This is a genomic window from Bacillus sp. FJAT-28004, from assembly GCF_001280845.1.
Lineage (GTDB): Bacteria > Bacillota > Bacilli > Paenibacillales > Paenibacillaceae > Pristimantibacillus.
The window spans coordinates 2709638-2724654 of sequence record NZ_LGHP01000001.1 but is presented as its reverse complement, the minus strand read 5'-3'; the positions used below and the strand labels follow the sequence as shown (position 1 = coordinate 2724654).

Below are 15017 nucleotides of genomic sequence, written 5' to 3'. Positions count from 1 at the left end.
TAACACACAAGGGGGTAGTTTGCTACGGCAGTTGCTCCTTTTCTTTATTAAGCTAACGGCCAGAATAGTGATACTGTTATATTCAGACAAATTGAGAGGAGAGGGACTAGGAGGTGTGTCTAGAAGTGTTGGATCTTAACGAAGACAAAAGAAAGAGAGGGAAATGATATGCCTAAGTTAATCATGTTAGTTGGCTTGCCCGGAGCAGGGAAATCTACATTCGCAAAGGAATTAGCTATTAAAGAAACTGCGGTAATACTGTCTTCGGATGCATTAAAAGAAGAGTTATTTCCCGGTGGTTATGAAGAAAAGAATGATCCTATTGTATTTAATGAATTATATTCTAGGGCATTTAATAATATAACAAAGGGAATTAGTGTCATACTTGATGCTACAAATGTTGCATCAGTAACAAGAGTAGCTGCTTTAAAGAGATATTCTAACTGTGAAAAAATTAGCTATTACATAAACACACCGATTGAGGTTTGCCGTAAAAGAAACAGTCTAAGAGATAAGCCAGTTTCTGATACTGCTATAATGAAAATGCACAATAGTCTGGAAATTCCAACGGTGTCTGAAGGGTTTCATAAAGTATGTATAGTTGATTGATTGAAGCAAAGATTATGAAATAATGTACTTAAACTAACGGGACACGATAGTTGAACAATCAAGGAGCAGTTTGCCGTGGCAGCTGCTTCTTTTCTTTATTACGCTAACGGGCAGGATAACGCAACAACGGCCCCGAATTTGTAATTAAAATCGGAAAGAATTGGGTTTTAGGAATGCCTGTCTTAAAAGAGTTTGATTTGGACATCACGTATACCAATAAGGCTGGAACACCTGAGGACTATGAAGTAAATTGGAAACAAAAAAGAGTTCAATTTCGGGATGAAATTCGCCGTGTTTCTTCGTTATATGAAAGATCTTTTGACAAATTCAAGACCACTGATTCATGGAAAGTATTAATTGAATGTGTAGATGAAATCACGGATCCCGGGATAAAAGACTTTACAGGTGTTTGTACGGCTCAAGTTCAATTTCACAAAGATACATTCCTCTCCATGAATGATCAAGAAAAAAAGGAAATAACATTGAAATTATTGAGAAAAGGAATTGATAAGATTATTTCTGAAAAAGGTTGGGATTCAGCTCCATTCAACCAAGCATTTGATCTGGTAATAAAAGCAGATATGAAAAATGAATGGTTTTGGAAAAAGACATTTTCAAGTCCTGATAGAAAACAAAAAGCAAGTCTATATATTGTCCATGAAGTATCTGTTGTAAAAGCTTATTTAATTGTTATTGATAAAAATAATGAAGTGATACTCCGCTCAGAGGTTTTTAGGGGACGCCCGAATGAATGGGATTATGCGCCTTACCTTGGTGAAAATTCAATGGTTATCTCCAAATGAGGTAGCTCTCTTTGATAAAAATAACGAGGTAGTCGGTAAAGCATCTTTATTCTAGGGGCTCTAATAGGACGTTACACATAGGATAAATGAAATAGCGAGCATTAAGCTAACGGGTAACGATAGTTGAATAACGTATTGATGAGCAGGTGCTGCGGTGGCCTGCTCATTTTATTAAGCTAACGGACAGTATTAGTGCAACAATCCCTAATCTTTTTCGTTTGTAATTGTACGTGCATACTTATGAATGATAATGTGATGGTTTGGGAGTCACATCATACCCATTTAAGTGGAGGTAAAGATGGCAACAAGGGTTTATTTGTTTTTGGAGGAGAAAGAATTTGTACTGGAGGCATGGGAGGATGCAAATCTGGAAATTAAGCATTGCGTAGATAACCATCGAATAACGGTTCATTCTGGACGTAATTCCAACCATGCTGATATTGAAGTTAATTGCGAAAGTATAGAACTGACGCTGAAGTTTAGCCTGCGCGATTTGAAGCAGGAAAAATCGTCGATGCTTGCATCCATGGAGCAAAGCGTCGTAAAGGATATAGAAGATAAGGATTTTGATTTTTGGGATACTATTCCACCGTTTGGAGTCGTAGAGTTATTTGGGATTGGATTCAAGCGGGGGAAAGAAACGACTGAAGCTGAAGTTGAGGCTTTTTTCTTATTGCTCAATAATTTTCTGCTAAAGCATTTTATGATGTACGTCTTTCTTGAAAGTGAGATAGAGTCGGTTCTTCCATATATCATTGAATGGAAAAGCAGTCTAAAAGAGTTTTCTCATAATGGAGTGAAAGGCTATCGGGTAGCCAATTTATGATGAGAAACAAAAAATATTGAACTAACGGGAAACGTTACTTCAATGAAGGACTCTATACAAAGTTGAAGGAGCTGCCGCGGCAGCTCCTTTTTACTACATCACAAAATAGTGGTTTTTGTACATATGTAGCTGATAGGCGTTACAACAAATTAATTATAAATTTGGTCTAATGTTATTGAGAGTCAATTAACTGATAAACTCAGAAAGAGGGTGGCAATAAACAAATGTACTTGAGATATCTTGTGACACTATTATTGACTGCGTTTATGTTGACATCTTGTTCAAATGTAGATGAAACAACAAATGACGGAAACCGATTTTCAGGCAATGATGCCATTGCCAAAGTAGTTCAGGAAAAAAGAAATGGCTTTCCTCTTGAAGCTTCAAGGGTGAAGGGAACAATCCACGGTGGAGGACCAGCTCCAGGGATAACGATTCCTGGTGAGTTTGAATCATCAGCAACTAAGAAGGAGAATGATGTGTACATCGTTACTTTGACTGAATATTGGAAAGCAGTAGACTTTCGAGACTCAGCGGAGAAAGAAGGTACTTTGAGTGCATATTGGAAGTATGAAGTTACTCCAACTGAGATAATTTTTCTCGAACAGGGTGGAGATACCTCTCCAGAACTTATCGAGTAGCATGGTCGCTTAGCTCATCCATTACGCTAACGGGCAGAATAGTTCCAATATGTGGTAGTATAAGAAAGGCTTAAGGTAAGTGGAGTTACACATTAAACTTTAAAAGAGTTGATTTTATGTTCACTGTTACTGTGGAGATGACTCAGGAGCGAAAATATCAATTGCGTGAATGGATAAATACACATGAGAATGCAACAGATCAATACTTTATGGGAGTCTACGCAGGGCTAAAGTGGATGATTGATAAAGTTGGTAGGGAATGGGATCAAGTTCTTGACATCCGACAATATAATTGTCGGAAGTCAAGAACATTGTCCCATTAAAGCCGCGCAAAATGCGGTTTTTTTTATTAATGGGATCAAGTTCTTGTCATTTGATGATGACAAGAACTTGATCCCATTCCCGACTAGTGACAAGAACATAGTCCCATTCCCGACGGGGAAATGATGTACCATGTCGTTCATTCTAAAAAACAAACGTGCTGCAGATTCCTCTTTCCTTTAGATCATGCGAAAGCTCGATTAACTGCTTAGTCGTCCGACCAAGGCGATCCAATTTCCAAATGACTAATGCATCCCCGGAACGCAAGTTCGCAAAATACCTTTAGAAAACCGTATGAACTATATTCGTTAATTTCATGAAATATCCCTTGCTGATTATTAAGATTTAGTTAGCTTAATGACGCATCATCAGTCTAATACTTTATTTTCTATAACACGACTTACTCATGATCCCCTAAGTTCTGCTTCTTGGGAAGATGCAGTGGCTTATTGTGATTGGGCAGGAGTAAGACTGCCATATGAAGCTGAATGGGAGTATGCAGCTAGAGGACCGGAAGGTAGAATCTTTCCTTGGGGAGACTCGTTAGATCTACATGACTGTCGATGTGGAGACTCTGTTGCAAATAAGTTCTTCGTACGATCCGGATTATTATAATCAAAGCCAACGAAAGAACCCGCGAGGTCCAGAAAAGCATGGAAGTCGACCTGGTCACGCACCTTGCAGAATATTGAGAGGTGGGTCTTGGTCTAGTCCAGCATATACAAGCAGAGGATCTCAACGTTTGTACTATCCACCGGATAGGCGTGATTCTAACGACCATGGTTTTAGACCAGTGATAAATATTCCGATCTCCTGAGTTGAATCTATTGTTAAGCTAACGGGACACGATAGTGGAGGAGCTTGCTCGCTGCAGCTTCTCTTTCTTTTTGAAGTAAGGGGCCGTATACTGGGGAAACTTACCTGTATCAGAAGCAGGGATTCACAAGTAAATTAGAATAATCAAACTATAGAAGGTTGTTAGGGGAGCTTTTATGAAAACCAAGGTACTTGAAGTATTAATTTGTATTGTCCTAGGCTTTTTTTCAGGTTTATTACTGAGTGGGACTGGGAGACATATTGAAGAAAGTGGAATTCATATTTTGCTCGGATGCATCTTTTGGATTTCTGTTTTTACTTATCTTAAAAATAAATGATCGACTTGTTATTAAACTAACGGAAGAAAAGTGATCGACCTGAGTTAGCTCGCTGCTTTTCAGTTCCTTTAACGGGTTTCCCATCATGCCAAGCACTGTTCAATCGACTGTGAATCGTATTATCAACTGGTGCTGGGTGTCCAGTGTCTTGCATAAAAAGATAATATTGTCCAATCGTAATTAAATCACGATAAACCCAAAACCCATCTATTTCAACTTCATGATGAAATAACTCCCCAACCCAATCCTTGCCTCCAACTTGAGCATTAAACCAATCTTCATGCCATTCATTCTTTGTCCAAAGTTGTCTAACTTAAAATTCATTGCTTCCCATCATGAATGTTTCAGTCTGCAGATCATCACACTCGGAGTAGATACCAGAACACCAGCAGGCAAGCTTTTTTTTGCTATTGTGGCTCTGAAATGGAGGCAGAGACGATTCGAGAGAGAACCCAGGCCGGTTTACAAGCAGCTCGGGCTCGAGGTAGAAAAGGAGGAAGACCGCCATTGGATAAGAGCCCTCCTTCAGAGTGAAACATAATATTAATAATGATGAGACTACTATTGTAACTATTCTAAATCAAGTTGGAGGCTAATATATCTGTGAAAAAAACTGAGGAATTATATCAACTTATAGGAAATAATCTAGTAGGAATAATTCCTGATGAGTGGGATAAAATATATCTCTACGCTGAAATATTACCAGATTCAAGAATAGTCTACTTTTACTATAAATCCACCAAAAAAAACAGTTTAATACATTGTCATAATATTCCTGATGTTTATGGAGTAGATAGTCGCATTTATGACCAGCTGTTTATAGAGTTAGAAGAGAACTTCGTTAATCTTAACGCGGAATCTTGTAAAAATTCTCTTCAACCATGGACAAATCTGACTATGTTTCTGGATCAATCAGGTAAGTTTAACGTTGATTATAACTATGATGAAATTTTGCTTTCCCCAAATAGACAACGTACAATCTGGAAGTATGAAGTTTTAGGGATATATCCTACGGATGAATTTCAGCGAGAGACTGTAGATGAGTATTTAAAACAAAAGACTGATTAATTTCTCAGAGGTGTCCCGAAAGCCATCTAATTTCTGCTTGGGGCACCTTGTTGTTTGTGTAGGATTTAAGGGGGATACAGGTGACGCTAACAGGAGACGATAGTTGAACACACAAGGGGTAGTTTGCTACGGCAGCTGCTCCTTTTCTTTATTAAGCTAACGGGCAGGATAACGTAACAACGGCCCCGAATTTGTAATAAAATCGGAAAGAATTGGGGTTTAGGAATGCCTTTCTTAAAAGAGTTTGATTTGGACATCCCATATACCAATAAGGCTGGAACACCGGAGCACTATGAAGCAACTTGGAAACAAAAAAGAGTTCAATTTCGGGATGAAATTCGCCGTGTTTCTTCGTTATATGAAAGATCTTTTGACAAATTCAAGACCACTGATTCATGGAAAGTATTAATTGAATGTGTAGATGAAATCACGGATCCCGGGATAAAAGACTTTACAGGTGTTTGTACGGCTCAAGTTCAATTTCACAAAGATACATTCCTCTCCATGAATGATCAAGAAAAAAAGGAAATAACATTGAAATTATTGAGAAAAGGAATTGATAAGATTATTTCTGAAAAAGGTTGGGATTCAGCTCCATTCAACCAAGCATTTGATCTGGTAATAAAAGCAGATATGAAAAATGAATGGTTTTGGAAAAAGACATTTTCAAGTCCTGATAGAAAACAAAAAGCAAGTCTATATATTGTCCATGAAGTATCTGTTGTAAAAGCTTATTTAATTGTTATTGATAAAAATAATGAAGTGATACTCCGCTCAGAGGTTTTTAGGGGACGCCCGAATGAATGGGATTATGCGCCTTACCTTGGTGAAAATTCAATGGTTATCTCCAAATGAGGTAGCTCTCTTTGATAAAAATAACGAGGTAGTCGGCAAAGCAACTTTATTCTAGGGGCACTATTAGGGAGTAACATATAAGGATAGCAGCTTGAAAATGGAATTACTCAATTTTTGATTTATCACGAGGGTATGTGCAAGTGGATTTGGTGTCCCGCAGATGAATACAAACCGATTACCGACTGAATATTGAAATACATGGGCAAATGCTAAAAAAATCCCGCCCGAGGGGCAGGATTAAATTAATATTTATGTGTTAACAATCTCAGGTCGCTTTACTTGAAGTGGTGGAGGGATAAGCCAACCCTTTTCTTTGCTCAACTGGAGTATTTTTAACCCTAATGCTGTTTTTGTGAGATGGTATTTAGCAAACAAAGCACCAATATCCTCTCTAACTGATTGGCCCATAACTTGGCTGCAAGCAACTAGTCCTAATGAAGCGTCACATGCAATTTTTGCTGCTATTTCAGGGTCAGTAAATCTTGCACCTACTGGAATGTCTTCGAGTTTTACTGGTGGCCTTTCAGGCATTAAAGGCGCAGAAGCAATGCCGTTATCGGTAAGCAAAGTATCAAATTCTTTTATCTCCAACTTTGCTTGATCAATTAGAGCGTCAAGTATCTTTTTTAGCTCTTTGTCACCGGAATGATTTAAGTATGCTTGGTAACAAGATACGGCGCCTTTAGCTACAGTGGAAGCTTGCCATACACTAAAAATCTCACCATAGTGCATTGGTTCGTCTTTAGGATTACCACTTAAAATTCCCAATTAATTCACTCCTTGTTTCATTTTTAACAGTTTTTTGGTTAGGTACGTTCCCGATCGCGACTTTTTAACCCAATCAGGCCTGCCAACCCAAGTAAACCTAACCAGCCCCAATCCATGTCATTATCATCAGTTGCGGCATTAGTTCGGTAATTGTTAGTGTTCATATCTGTTCCGTTGTTAATCATTCGGTTGTTGTCCAAAGTCATAGTATCCGATTGATTTGATTTCTCTGATTTCTCTGCAAATACAGGAATAGACATTGCAGACGACAGGATTGAAAAAGCGATTAGAAACGAGCATAACTTTTTCATTTTTCATTTTCTCCTCGTATTTTTATTTTTGAATGAGTATATGTTACCCATCCAAGAAACAAATATTCATACGTCTAATTCATGTGTTAAGTATTGAATACAGAAATACATGGGAGGGTTACATGGGAGGGTTGCAAATGATCGTTCAGGTGACGTTTACAGATGATGTTGTGATGATGTTCGGGGCAACGTACAAGTCTTGGACAGTGCAGTTTGATGAGTATTGTTGGGATTACAAAAACTACTGCATACATAAGGGAATAATTTGGATCTAATGAGAAATGGATCGGATGGGGCGAAAATGGTGTCCAGAAGAGAACTTTCAGAATCATCCATTGTTGAATATTAATTATTTCAATATGGAAAAACAAACAAAAACGCTCATTGCGAGCATCAATGTAATCCTTATTTATTATTTGATCAAGATGACCGTACAAGCTTATGAGATTAGGGTGTATACACCACCAGATATAGCAATAGGGATTTGGCAGCTTTTGGACAAAATTCCGATTCATGCGATATCTCTAAGGGATTATGTTGCTGCTGTGTTTCGTTTTTGAAGACATATAGACATCCCATTCTTTCCCATCCCCGCAATAGGAAAAAACGTTCTTTGTGAAAATAGTATTCGAGGATCGCGGCATTAAGCCTAGCTGTCTCAAGTCTCTTTATTTGAAGTGGAGAAGGAATGAGCCTTTTTTTATTCATTTTAAGTATTATAACGACTAATGCTATTTTAGTGATAAGGTATTTAGCGAAAAATGCCCCAATATCTTCTCGTATGGATTGACCAATAACCTGACTACAAGTAACTACCGCTTGGATCAGCATATCTAAACTAATACTTTATTTTCTTTTTACAATTACTTGCTATTCAGCGTAAATCGTGGTTTTTTTGCGTTATAGGATTAATGTTAAGAATTATACAAAAATTCATAAGTAATCTACATGGTCAAGCCATCCGGTAACAAGTGACTCGAACCTTAGAGTGTCCCAATTTGTGCATATAAACAGGATGCTTGGACACAATAATTTGAGTTAACTACGACCAATAACATGACCAGTATTTAAGATAAAGAATAGAGGTGCAATACTAATGTCGAATAAAAAAAGTTATTATGCATTTGAGGATCCATTTGGCACCACAATAGAATTTAAAGCCACCAGCTTACAACAGGCCATGATGATTAAAAAGAAGAAGGCACAAGAACTAGGGATTCATAAAGAGGCTTTTGAGCTCACAAGCATACGCAAGAAACCGAGCCAGAGCGAATAGCCTGGTTTTCTATATTGGAAGGATTATGTTTGCATGTTCCATTACAAATTTCAAGCCTATAAATTCTTGCTCGATATTCGGATACCCCACAACGTTTAATCATTCATTTTCAACAAACCTCCACAGTCATTGGTAAATTGCCATTAGGAAAAAGGAAAAAACCCTGCTATTCAACAGGGTTTTTCCTATCTGGAAGCAGCTTGCATTCTAAACACTAAGCATTCATATCGTAAATTCCTGGACTATGCTCACTCGGAAGTTCGGGAAGATAAGGTAGAGGGAAACCTTCAGGTGGGGGAATCACCATTAACTCTCCTTCATTCCTGCTTGGTGTTTGACCACTGAATATTTCGCCTATCCTTGTCGAATCCATACGGAAGTTAAATTGAGCGTTATGATAGCCCAATTCTACATATTTTCGACATTCAGGATATTTATTAATATCATAATTTGGGACTGGAAACAGGTTGCCCCAATCGACGCCAAGTGTCTCTAATGCTTTTGCAAATGCATTTTGATGAGAGTTATCTCGCACCATGAGAAACGCTAAAGTCTCACGGAACGTTTGATTTGAACTCATTTCATAAATACGAGATTTTTGAAGAACACCAGTGGACTCAAGTACGACGTTGTCTAGTAAATCACTGATTAAATTGCCGTGACTATAGACGTAATTTCCTAGCCAAGGATTACCAGCAGCATCTACCGGCAACGAGCTTTGTGCACCCACTATATAATGATGTGGATTTGCATGCTTTACAGCTTGATCGAGAGGAGTAGAGTCCAGACCCGCATTACCAGGCTGCTCCTCACTTGAACCATTCAGTAATTGGTTAATCGTATGTTGTACGAGTTCAACGTGACTAATTTCTTCAAGAAACACACCGCGGATTAAATCACGATACTGTGTTGCTTTTCCGCGAAAATTGCTGCTCTGGAAGAAATATTGCATCATGGTGCGCATTTCGCCAAACTGACCGCCGAGCGTTTCCTGAAGAACTTTAGCAGCGGCAGGATCAGGTTTATCTACAACGATTTGATTAATCAAATCCTCTTTATAGAAATACAATTTATTTCCTCATTCCATTATTAATGCGAATAGTTGTTAAAGCCTAGTGGTTGTTGATGGTTCATATTTGAAAACGCCGGAATTTGTGAATGTGAGGACTGAGACACTTGGTTGCAGATGTTTGAAATTTGTTGTAATTGCTGAAGAGCTGTTTGATGGCCTTGTAGAGCAGTTTGTATGATTTGAGCAGCTTGCTGTTCACGTTGTGCAATTTGTTCAAGTGCTTTTGCATTATTGAGTTCCTGATTTAGCAATTGTTGATATTGACCTGATGCTTGCTGGGTTTGATTCACCAACTGTTGGATAAGTTGTTCAGCATGAGCAAGTTGTTGCGAAATCTGATTGTTTGACTGAAACTGGTTCAATTTAATTCCTCCTGTTGAATATCTTGGATTTTTCTGACCTGAATAGATTGACTCAAACTAAGATGGAATATTCATTTTTTTATTTGAAAATTTCAGATTTACTATCAAGATCATTGTCGGATCCTGGATAGATAAAAATATGGCTAAGAAGCAGACGATTAAAGCAGAAACGGCCAAAGTGTAAAATAACTAGATTGCATGTTTTAAGAAAATCGATGCGCATAAAGGCCCAAGTGCAACACCGATAAAGCGAGTACTGCTATATGAAAGCTGACAGCGCGGGCCAAATGGGCTTTTTGAGGCAATGACCTCGTGCGTAACCCCATCGTAAAAAAGTGGAGCACCTTTTGCATACGCGACGCGCGCTGGTTAATAGCGATCAAATTTGCCAATAATAAAGAAACTGGCTGCCTTCTATTGGATAAAGAGGGACGAGTGACAAAAACATGGTCCTAACAGGGGAATTATATTTGATGACGCCGTTTGCTTGGAGAGACACAAAACCACCCCCTGAAAGAGAGTGAAATTGGTGATAACACCTGAACCGATCGAGTTGCAATACATAAAACGACTAAGTGACGAAGAGAATACTTTGATCGAAGCGCTACGGACGATCCATATGCCTCCTGCAGCTGCTTTGCTGCTGGTTAGGAACGAGCTGAAAGGACCTTTGAAAAACGAATCAATGGCAGAGATCCTGGACGGGTTCTTGGCAAGGCATATAGAAGGAGAAAATTAGGACATACGACTTCGAGATTTGTTGAATTAACGGGTAACTATTGCTCGATAACCCATAATAGGTTGCTACGAAAAAACACGACACAAAACTGTTTGAAAAACAGTTTTGTGTTGTGTTTTTTTATATAAGCAAAGTTACTTATTTAATTTTTAAAATAAAGGAATTGGGGGGAGGGTGATTTGCAATTAAGATGCGCAAGGCGACGAGTCGGGAATGGAGTAGTCAACCAGTAATAACTGGCTGACCTCATAATACGACGGGTAACTATAGCTTAACTATCACCAGAACGAGGCTGCTGGTAATGAACTGCACCCCGTCAAGTAGACAGTATAAATAATAAAAATCGGTTAAGCGGCTTTGGTCCTGAATTCTATTGGACTGAGGCCGTTTAGTTTTGCCTGCAAACGCTCGTTATTGTAAAAATAAATGTACGCATCGATGTCCTTTTGAAGTTCTTCGAAGGTTGGGTATTTACGACGCAAATAATACTTCTCTCATTTAAGAGTACCCCAGATGGATTCCATGGGGCCGTTATCAATGTATCTGCCAACTCGGGACATGCTCTGTACGATCTTGCCTTCGAGGAGCTTCAGCTCTGCTGATGAAGGATATTATTTTGAACAGCAGTTTTGAAGGAGAAACAATTGCAGATTTCTTTGTGGGATCTGGCCCAGTACCTCTGGCTGCAAAGAAATTAAATCGTAATGTTATCGGATTTGAACTTGATAGAACCTATTTTGACATCACAAATAATAGATTGATCCAAGAAGATACTGAATTCTAGTAAAAATGGTTCATAATCTATGGAACCATCTACTAATCATCCAATCAATTACTAGAGTGGCTTCATAATATATATTACAAATATTATGGAGGTGTATTTTTTTGGGGAATTCATCTTGTAAAAAGCGTATTGTTAAAAAACCACTCAATTCTTGCAGCGCTGTTATCGTCAATAATCAAATCTTCAATGGAAGAACAGGAGGAAACGGTAGCCGTGGTCCTGTTGGACCAGCCGGTCCGATGGGACCTAGAGGTCTGACAGGTCTGAGAGGTCTGAGAGGTCTGACAGGTCTGAGAGGTCTGAGAGGCTTGAGAGGTTTGAGGGGACTAACAGGCCTGCCTGGTGAAGCGGCAGGCGCCTCAATATTAGCTTACTCATCAGGAATAACTCCGGTCGCTTTAGCATCGCTAGCAACTGGCCTAATCGATACAGTTAGTCTTGTTGGTTTTGGCAGTAATACAGCCAGCATTGGTCTTGTTGGCCTTAATATTACTGTATTAGCTGCTTCTGGATTTGCACACTCTGTGCCACGAGACGGTACCATCACTGCTTTTTCTGCAGTTTTTAGCAATTTATTGACTACTAATATTTTAACTGGTTCTGCAACGGTTTCAGCTCAATTATATAGAGCAACTACGGCTAACAACACCTTTTCTCCTATCCCAGGCGCGATCGTAACATTACCAAGTATAAGCGGATTACTTGCCGTTGGTTCAGTAGTAAGCGGAATTTCCTCTCCTTTAGCAATAGATGTATTTGAAGAAGATCGTCTGTTGATGGTATTCTCCGTGACATCGACCGGTTTCGGAGCAATAGTTTCCGCAACAGGTTTTGTTAACGCTGGCGTATCAATCACTTAAGTATTTTCGCAAAACTCCCTAGTAAAACTCCCTATCTACTAACACAAACGGCAGACCAAGGATTGCTCCTTGGCCTGCCGTTATCCCTTTCAGGACATACGAAACCTACCGCTATAACTACAGTTGAAACCGCAGCTTGTACATATCCAAGATTATTATGTTCCTTATCCTTATAGTTAATGTTAAAGCGAACATTATATTTGCTTTTTGAAATATTCTTTTTTATAATTAGAATTAATTATAGATGAAGGGAAATGTGGCTGTGGGCATTTCATATAAACCGCTGTGGCGTTTATTACTTGAAAAAGATTTATCTAAAACTCAATTTAGAGAAGCGCTAGGAATTGGGACAGCTCAGCTTGCGAAAATGGGTAAGAATGAATATGTTGCGCTTGAAGTCATTGAGAAGATATGTGCTCATTTCGATGTGCAGCCGAATAATGTAATTGAATATGTGAAGGATAGCTCCGGTGAGTGATACTGATGAAGCTTTAGAAATAATGTTTGGTAATTTGTGAAAAAGTTTGATTTCATTAAGGAGTGACGATGAATTGAAAAAGAATATAATTCGAGATAGTAAGCAGTTAGCGTACCCAAAGTGGAAAGCTTTTTTTGATAGCATGGTTGTCATAGGGTTATTCTTGTTATTGTCAAAATTAATTATATTAGCTCTGAATAAATTTGCAGGCGCTGATATTACAATTTTAGAAAATATGAGGGCTGTATCATTTTTACCATTTGCATTGATTGGTTTTGGTGGTATTGGTTCTAATCAGTTGAATAAAAAATATAAGGATGTATTGTAAGCTGTATTCAACGAACGGGCGCGATTGTGGAACAACCTGTGTAGAAAATGATCAAACTTTTATATAAAAACCAAACTTAAATCTGCTGGAGAAGAATCCATTTTGAGCTATCTTTTTTCAAAATGGATTCTTTTTTATTTATCGTAAAATATGGGTATACAAGGTGATTTGATTAAATTTAATTTTAAAACTACACCTGAAGTTTTATTTTTACCTTGAAACAGAACGCTTGTTTGCGTTAAAATGGGAACGAACATTCGTATCGGGGTAAAAGGCATGATCGAAAACTATATCGGCCGGACAGTACAAATTATCTACAATGACCGAAAACGGAATATATCAATTCGAATAATTCAAGTGTTATCCGTCCGTAATGGAAAGGTCAGAGCCTTTTGTATAAGTGCAAATGCGCCACGTGTATTTAATGTAGAAAGCATAATTGATGTGGAGTTGATTAAACAGCATGCTTGATGATGCAGCACGCAAGGTTTTAACGGTCATGTGGAACGTATACCGTAACGATCCTTCTAAAATAGATGTCGATATTATAAGTCGACGGGCTCAGCGGACAGAGGAACAGGTAAAAGCTGCAATCAATAAACTGGTCAAAGAGGGATTTGTTTTATGGGATATAAAGGCTAATGCTTTTAATGTGCTATATAACCGAGAAGCCGCTAAGCCAGTAATGCCTCGAGGCTGGAATTTATGAAGAAGGTAGATCATCTAGATCCACAAAGTAATAAAATGTGGTCAAGCAGCCGTATGATGTTGCCTGAGCATGTAGTTAAATAAGCAGCTTAATGAACTGGGGGAGAATGATATGATTTGGCAAAAGGACCAAAGCGACCAACAAGGGAATCTGCCGAAATCATAATTAAAGAACGATACGATAAATCACAGGCCTATAACACTACGAGGTGGAAGAAGTTACAAGTGTAGATGGATATCAGATTACACTTAATACGCTAAATGATGATGAAAATTGACCATAAGTTATTAAACTAACGGGGAACGTTAGTTGAATAACACACCTTGGAGCAGGCGTTACGATAGCCTGCTCTTTTTATTAAACTAACGGGCAGGATAATACTATCGAATGGTGAATTTTAACACGAAATGGTTGTTTGAAAATATACGAGAAGTAAAGGAGTAATCATGAAATTTCAAATTATCTGGAATGCTTTTTTTGTAGTTAAAAATGAAGAAAAAGCTATTCGACTAATTAATCAAATTGAGTTGAAAACTGGTCAACCAATTGTATCGAAACAATTTGAACGATCTAAGAGAGAGCCTTCACTATTAGGAGTAACGTTTCTAAGTAAATTAAAAGATGATATGACAATGGAAGAAGCTGTGTTTCAAACACTTCAGTTAATAAATAAGCTAGGGTCTGCCTGGACTGTTTACAGTCCTGTAATATCTAATGATCTTGAGAAACCATCTGAGACTCTGCTTTCTTTTGAAGGATATCACAGCAATCCATCATTTACTGGTCTTTCGTGGATTCATTTTTCACTTGGAACGGACACTAAATACGAATATGGATGGGAGCACACCAGTGCTTATGGTACTGATTTTGTAAATCAGTTCTAATAACCATTATTAAGCTAACGGGCAGATTTCTTTAGTTACAATATTGACGTTAGTGAAAATAACAAGCTCTACTGCGATGCTCAACATTTTCATATATACTCAAACTTTCCCTATACCCTTGGTAATGCAGCATGTTACCATAATACTGTTATTCGAAAATTTACCAATA

Annotated in this window: 21 protein-coding genes and 2 pseudogenes; 17 read left to right on the top strand and 6 right to left on the bottom strand. The window is 38.2% G+C overall.

Translation table 11 applies throughout. From position 1 onward, the window contains the following. The first annotated feature begins 132 nt into the window (after positions 1 to 132). The 4 genes from AC787_RS11855 to AC787_RS11840 all read left to right on the top strand — a co-directional run bounded on the left by AC787_RS11855 (position 133) and on the right by AC787_RS11840 (position 2879). Positions 133 to 609, top strand: a complete 477-nt coding sequence (locus AC787_RS11855; protein ID WP_268760189.1) for an ATP-binding protein — start codon at positions 133 to 135, stop codon at positions 607 to 609. Between the two features lie 173 nt (positions 610 to 782). Further along, complete coding sequence (locus tag AC787_RS11850; protein WP_054024976.1) at positions 783 to 1412, top strand: hypothetical protein; 630 nt, start codon at positions 783 to 785, stop codon at positions 1410 to 1412. Positions 1413 to 1710: 298 nt separating this feature from the next. Beyond that, positions 1711 to 2238 carry a hypothetical protein gene (locus tag AC787_RS11845; protein WP_054024975.1) on the top strand — a complete coding sequence of 176 codons (528 nt, stop codon included), beginning with the start codon at positions 1711 to 1713 and terminating at the stop codon, positions 2236 to 2238. Between the two features lie 224 nt (positions 2239 to 2462). After that, entirely contained in the window at positions 2463 to 2879 is a 417-nt protein-coding gene (locus AC787_RS11840) for a hypothetical protein (protein WP_054024974.1), read from the top strand. 486 nt (positions 2880 to 3365) lie between these two features. Here AC787_RS11840 and AC787_RS34560 read toward each other — a convergent pair. Beyond that, a pseudogene (locus AC787_RS34560) lies at positions 3366 to 3467 on the bottom strand (recombinase family protein); the annotation flags it as partial. A gap of 90 nt (positions 3468 to 3557) precedes the next feature. Here AC787_RS34560 and AC787_RS34765 point away from each other — a divergent pair. From AC787_RS34765 to AC787_RS11820, 3 genes are all read left to right on the top strand, one after another. Then, the gene (locus AC787_RS34765) at positions 3558 to 3815 is read left to right on the top strand and encodes a formylglycine-generating enzyme family protein (protein WP_082360722.1); all 258 of its coding nucleotides are present in this window, start codon (positions 3558 to 3560) and stop codon (positions 3813 to 3815) included. A gap of 1142 nt (positions 3816 to 4957) precedes the next feature. Then, positions 4958 to 5422: an immunity protein YezG family protein gene (locus AC787_RS11825; protein ID WP_054024971.1), complete on the top strand. Its 465-nt coding sequence runs from the start codon at positions 4958 to 4960 to the stop codon at positions 5420 to 5422. 225 nt (positions 5423 to 5647) lie between these two features. Next, a complete protein-coding gene (locus AC787_RS11820; RefSeq protein WP_054024970.1) occupies positions 5648 to 6277 on the top strand; it encodes a hypothetical protein in 630 nt (209 codons plus the stop codon). Between the two features lie 249 nt (positions 6278 to 6526). Here AC787_RS11820 and AC787_RS11815 read toward each other — a convergent pair whose 3' ends face one another. Continuing rightward, entirely contained in the window at positions 6527 to 7045 is a 519-nt protein-coding gene (locus tag AC787_RS11815; RefSeq protein WP_054024969.1) for a DUF3231 family protein, read from the bottom strand. 38 nt (positions 7046 to 7083) lie between these two features. Further along, the gene (locus AC787_RS11810) at positions 7084 to 7356 is read right to left on the bottom strand and encodes a WGxxGxxG family protein (protein ID WP_054024968.1); all 273 of its coding nucleotides are present in this window, start codon (positions 7354 to 7356) and stop codon (positions 7084 to 7086) included. A gap of 137 nt (positions 7357 to 7493) precedes the next feature. On the opposite strand from AC787_RS11810, the gene AC787_RS34075 reads away from it, so the two are divergent. From AC787_RS34075 to AC787_RS11800, 3 genes are all read left to right on the top strand, one after another. Next, entirely contained in the window at positions 7494 to 7631 is a 138-nt protein-coding gene (locus AC787_RS34075; RefSeq protein ID WP_161807530.1) for a hypothetical protein, read from the top strand. Between the two features lie 15 nt (positions 7632 to 7646). After that, the gene (locus tag AC787_RS11805) at positions 7647 to 7916 is read left to right on the top strand and encodes a hypothetical protein (protein WP_054024967.1); all 270 of its coding nucleotides are present in this window, start codon (positions 7647 to 7649) and stop codon (positions 7914 to 7916) included. Between the two features lie 536 nt (positions 7917 to 8452). After that, on the top strand, positions 8453 to 8632 hold the full coding sequence (locus tag AC787_RS11800) for a hypothetical protein (protein ID WP_054024966.1): 180 nt from the start codon (positions 8453 to 8455) through the stop codon (positions 8630 to 8632). Between the two features lie 214 nt (positions 8633 to 8846). Here the strand turns inward: AC787_RS11800 and AC787_RS11795 are convergent, their stop codons facing one another. Together AC787_RS11795 and AC787_RS11790 are read right to left on the bottom strand one after the other, a co-directional pair. Then, positions 8847 to 9701, bottom strand: a complete 855-nt coding sequence (locus tag AC787_RS11795) for a manganese catalase family protein (protein ID WP_054024965.1) — start codon at positions 9699 to 9701, stop codon at positions 8847 to 8849. A gap of 20 nt (positions 9702 to 9721) precedes the next feature. Then, positions 9722 to 10066, bottom strand: a complete 345-nt coding sequence (locus AC787_RS11790) for an AMP-dependent synthetase and ligase (protein WP_082360720.1) — start codon at positions 10064 to 10066, stop codon at positions 9722 to 9724. 529 nt (positions 10067 to 10595) lie between these two features. On the opposite strand from AC787_RS11790, the gene AC787_RS11785 reads away from it, so the two are divergent. Continuing rightward, positions 10596 to 10805 (top strand): hypothetical protein, encoded by a 210-nt coding sequence (locus AC787_RS11785; protein ID WP_054024964.1) that lies wholly within the window; start codon positions 10596 to 10598, stop codon positions 10803 to 10805. 347 nt (positions 10806 to 11152) lie between these two features. Here the strand turns inward: AC787_RS11785 and AC787_RS35340 are convergent. Continuing rightward, a pseudogene (locus AC787_RS35340) lies at positions 11153 to 11377 on the bottom strand (IS3 family transposase); the annotation flags it as partial. Between the two features lie 29 nt (positions 11378 to 11406). Between AC787_RS35340 and AC787_RS11780 the strand changes: the two are divergent. The 6 genes from AC787_RS11780 to AC787_RS11750 all read left to right on the top strand — a co-directional run bounded on the left by AC787_RS11780 (position 11407) and on the right by AC787_RS11750 (position 14848). Beyond that, on the top strand, positions 11407 to 11589 hold the full coding sequence (locus AC787_RS11780; RefSeq protein WP_054024963.1) for a DNA methyltransferase: 183 nt from the start codon (positions 11407 to 11409) through the stop codon (positions 11587 to 11589). 101 nt (positions 11590 to 11690) lie between these two features. Beyond that, positions 11691 to 12449 carry an exosporium glycoprotein BclB-related protein gene (locus AC787_RS11775; protein WP_054024962.1) on the top strand — a complete coding sequence of 253 codons (759 nt, stop codon included), beginning with the start codon at positions 11691 to 11693 and terminating at the stop codon, positions 12447 to 12449. Positions 12450 to 12693: 244 nt separating this feature from the next. After that, positions 12694 to 12927: a helix-turn-helix domain-containing protein gene (locus tag AC787_RS11770; RefSeq protein ID WP_082360718.1), complete on the top strand. Its 234-nt coding sequence runs from the start codon at positions 12694 to 12696 to the stop codon at positions 12925 to 12927. Between the two features lie 73 nt (positions 12928 to 13000). Further along, a complete protein-coding gene (locus AC787_RS11765; protein WP_054024960.1) occupies positions 13001 to 13255 on the top strand; it encodes a hypothetical protein in 255 nt (84 codons plus the stop codon). Between the two features lie 463 nt (positions 13256 to 13718). After that, complete coding sequence (locus tag AC787_RS11755) at positions 13719 to 13964, top strand: hypothetical protein (protein WP_054024958.1); 246 nt, start codon at positions 13719 to 13721, stop codon at positions 13962 to 13964. 446 nt (positions 13965 to 14410) lie between these two features. Then, positions 14411 to 14848: a hypothetical protein gene (locus AC787_RS11750; protein WP_054024957.1), complete on the top strand. Its 438-nt coding sequence runs from the start codon at positions 14411 to 14413 to the stop codon at positions 14846 to 14848. Positions 14849 to 15017: the final 169 nt, after the last annotated feature.

Coding starts and splice junctions, on each gene's coding strand:
- AC787_RS11850 (WP_054024976.1), top strand. CDS start 783: ATGCCTGTCTTAAAAGAGTTTGATTTGGACATCACGTATACCAATAAG.
- AC787_RS11845 (WP_054024975.1), top strand. CDS start 1,711: ATGGCAACAAGGGTTTATTTGTTTTTGGAGGAGAAAGAATTTGTACTG.
- AC787_RS11840 (WP_054024974.1), top strand. CDS start 2,463: ATGTACTTGAGATATCTTGTGACACTATTATTGACTGCGTTTATGTTG.
- AC787_RS34765 (WP_082360722.1), top strand. CDS start 3,558: ATGACGCATCATCAGTCTAATACTTTATTTTCTATAACACGACTTACT.
- AC787_RS11820 (WP_054024970.1), top strand. CDS start 5,648: ATGCCTTTCTTAAAAGAGTTTGATTTGGACATCCCATATACCAATAAG.
- AC787_RS11810 (WP_054024968.1), bottom strand. CDS start 7,356: ATGAAAAAGTTATGCTCGTTTCTAATCGCTTTTTCAATCCTGTCGTCT.
- AC787_RS34075 (WP_161807530.1), top strand. CDS start 7,494: ATGATCGTTCAGGTGACGTTTACAGATGATGTTGTGATGATGTTCGGG.
- AC787_RS11805 (WP_054024967.1), top strand. CDS start 7,647: ATGGGGCGAAAATGGTGTCCAGAAGAGAACTTTCAGAATCATCCATTG.
- AC787_RS11800 (WP_054024966.1), top strand. CDS start 8,453: ATGTCGAATAAAAAAAGTTATTATGCATTTGAGGATCCATTTGGCACC.
- AC787_RS11780 (WP_054024963.1), top strand. CDS start 11,407: ATGAAGGATATTATTTTGAACAGCAGTTTTGAAGGAGAAACAATTGCA.
- AC787_RS11770 (WP_082360718.1), top strand. CDS start 12,694: ATGAAGGGAAATGTGGCTGTGGGCATTTCATATAAACCGCTGTGGCGT.
- AC787_RS11755 (WP_054024958.1), top strand. CDS start 13,719: ATGCTTGATGATGCAGCACGCAAGGTTTTAACGGTCATGTGGAACGTA.
- AC787_RS11750 (WP_054024957.1), top strand. CDS start 14,411: ATGAAATTTCAAATTATCTGGAATGCTTTTTTTGTAGTTAAAAATGAA.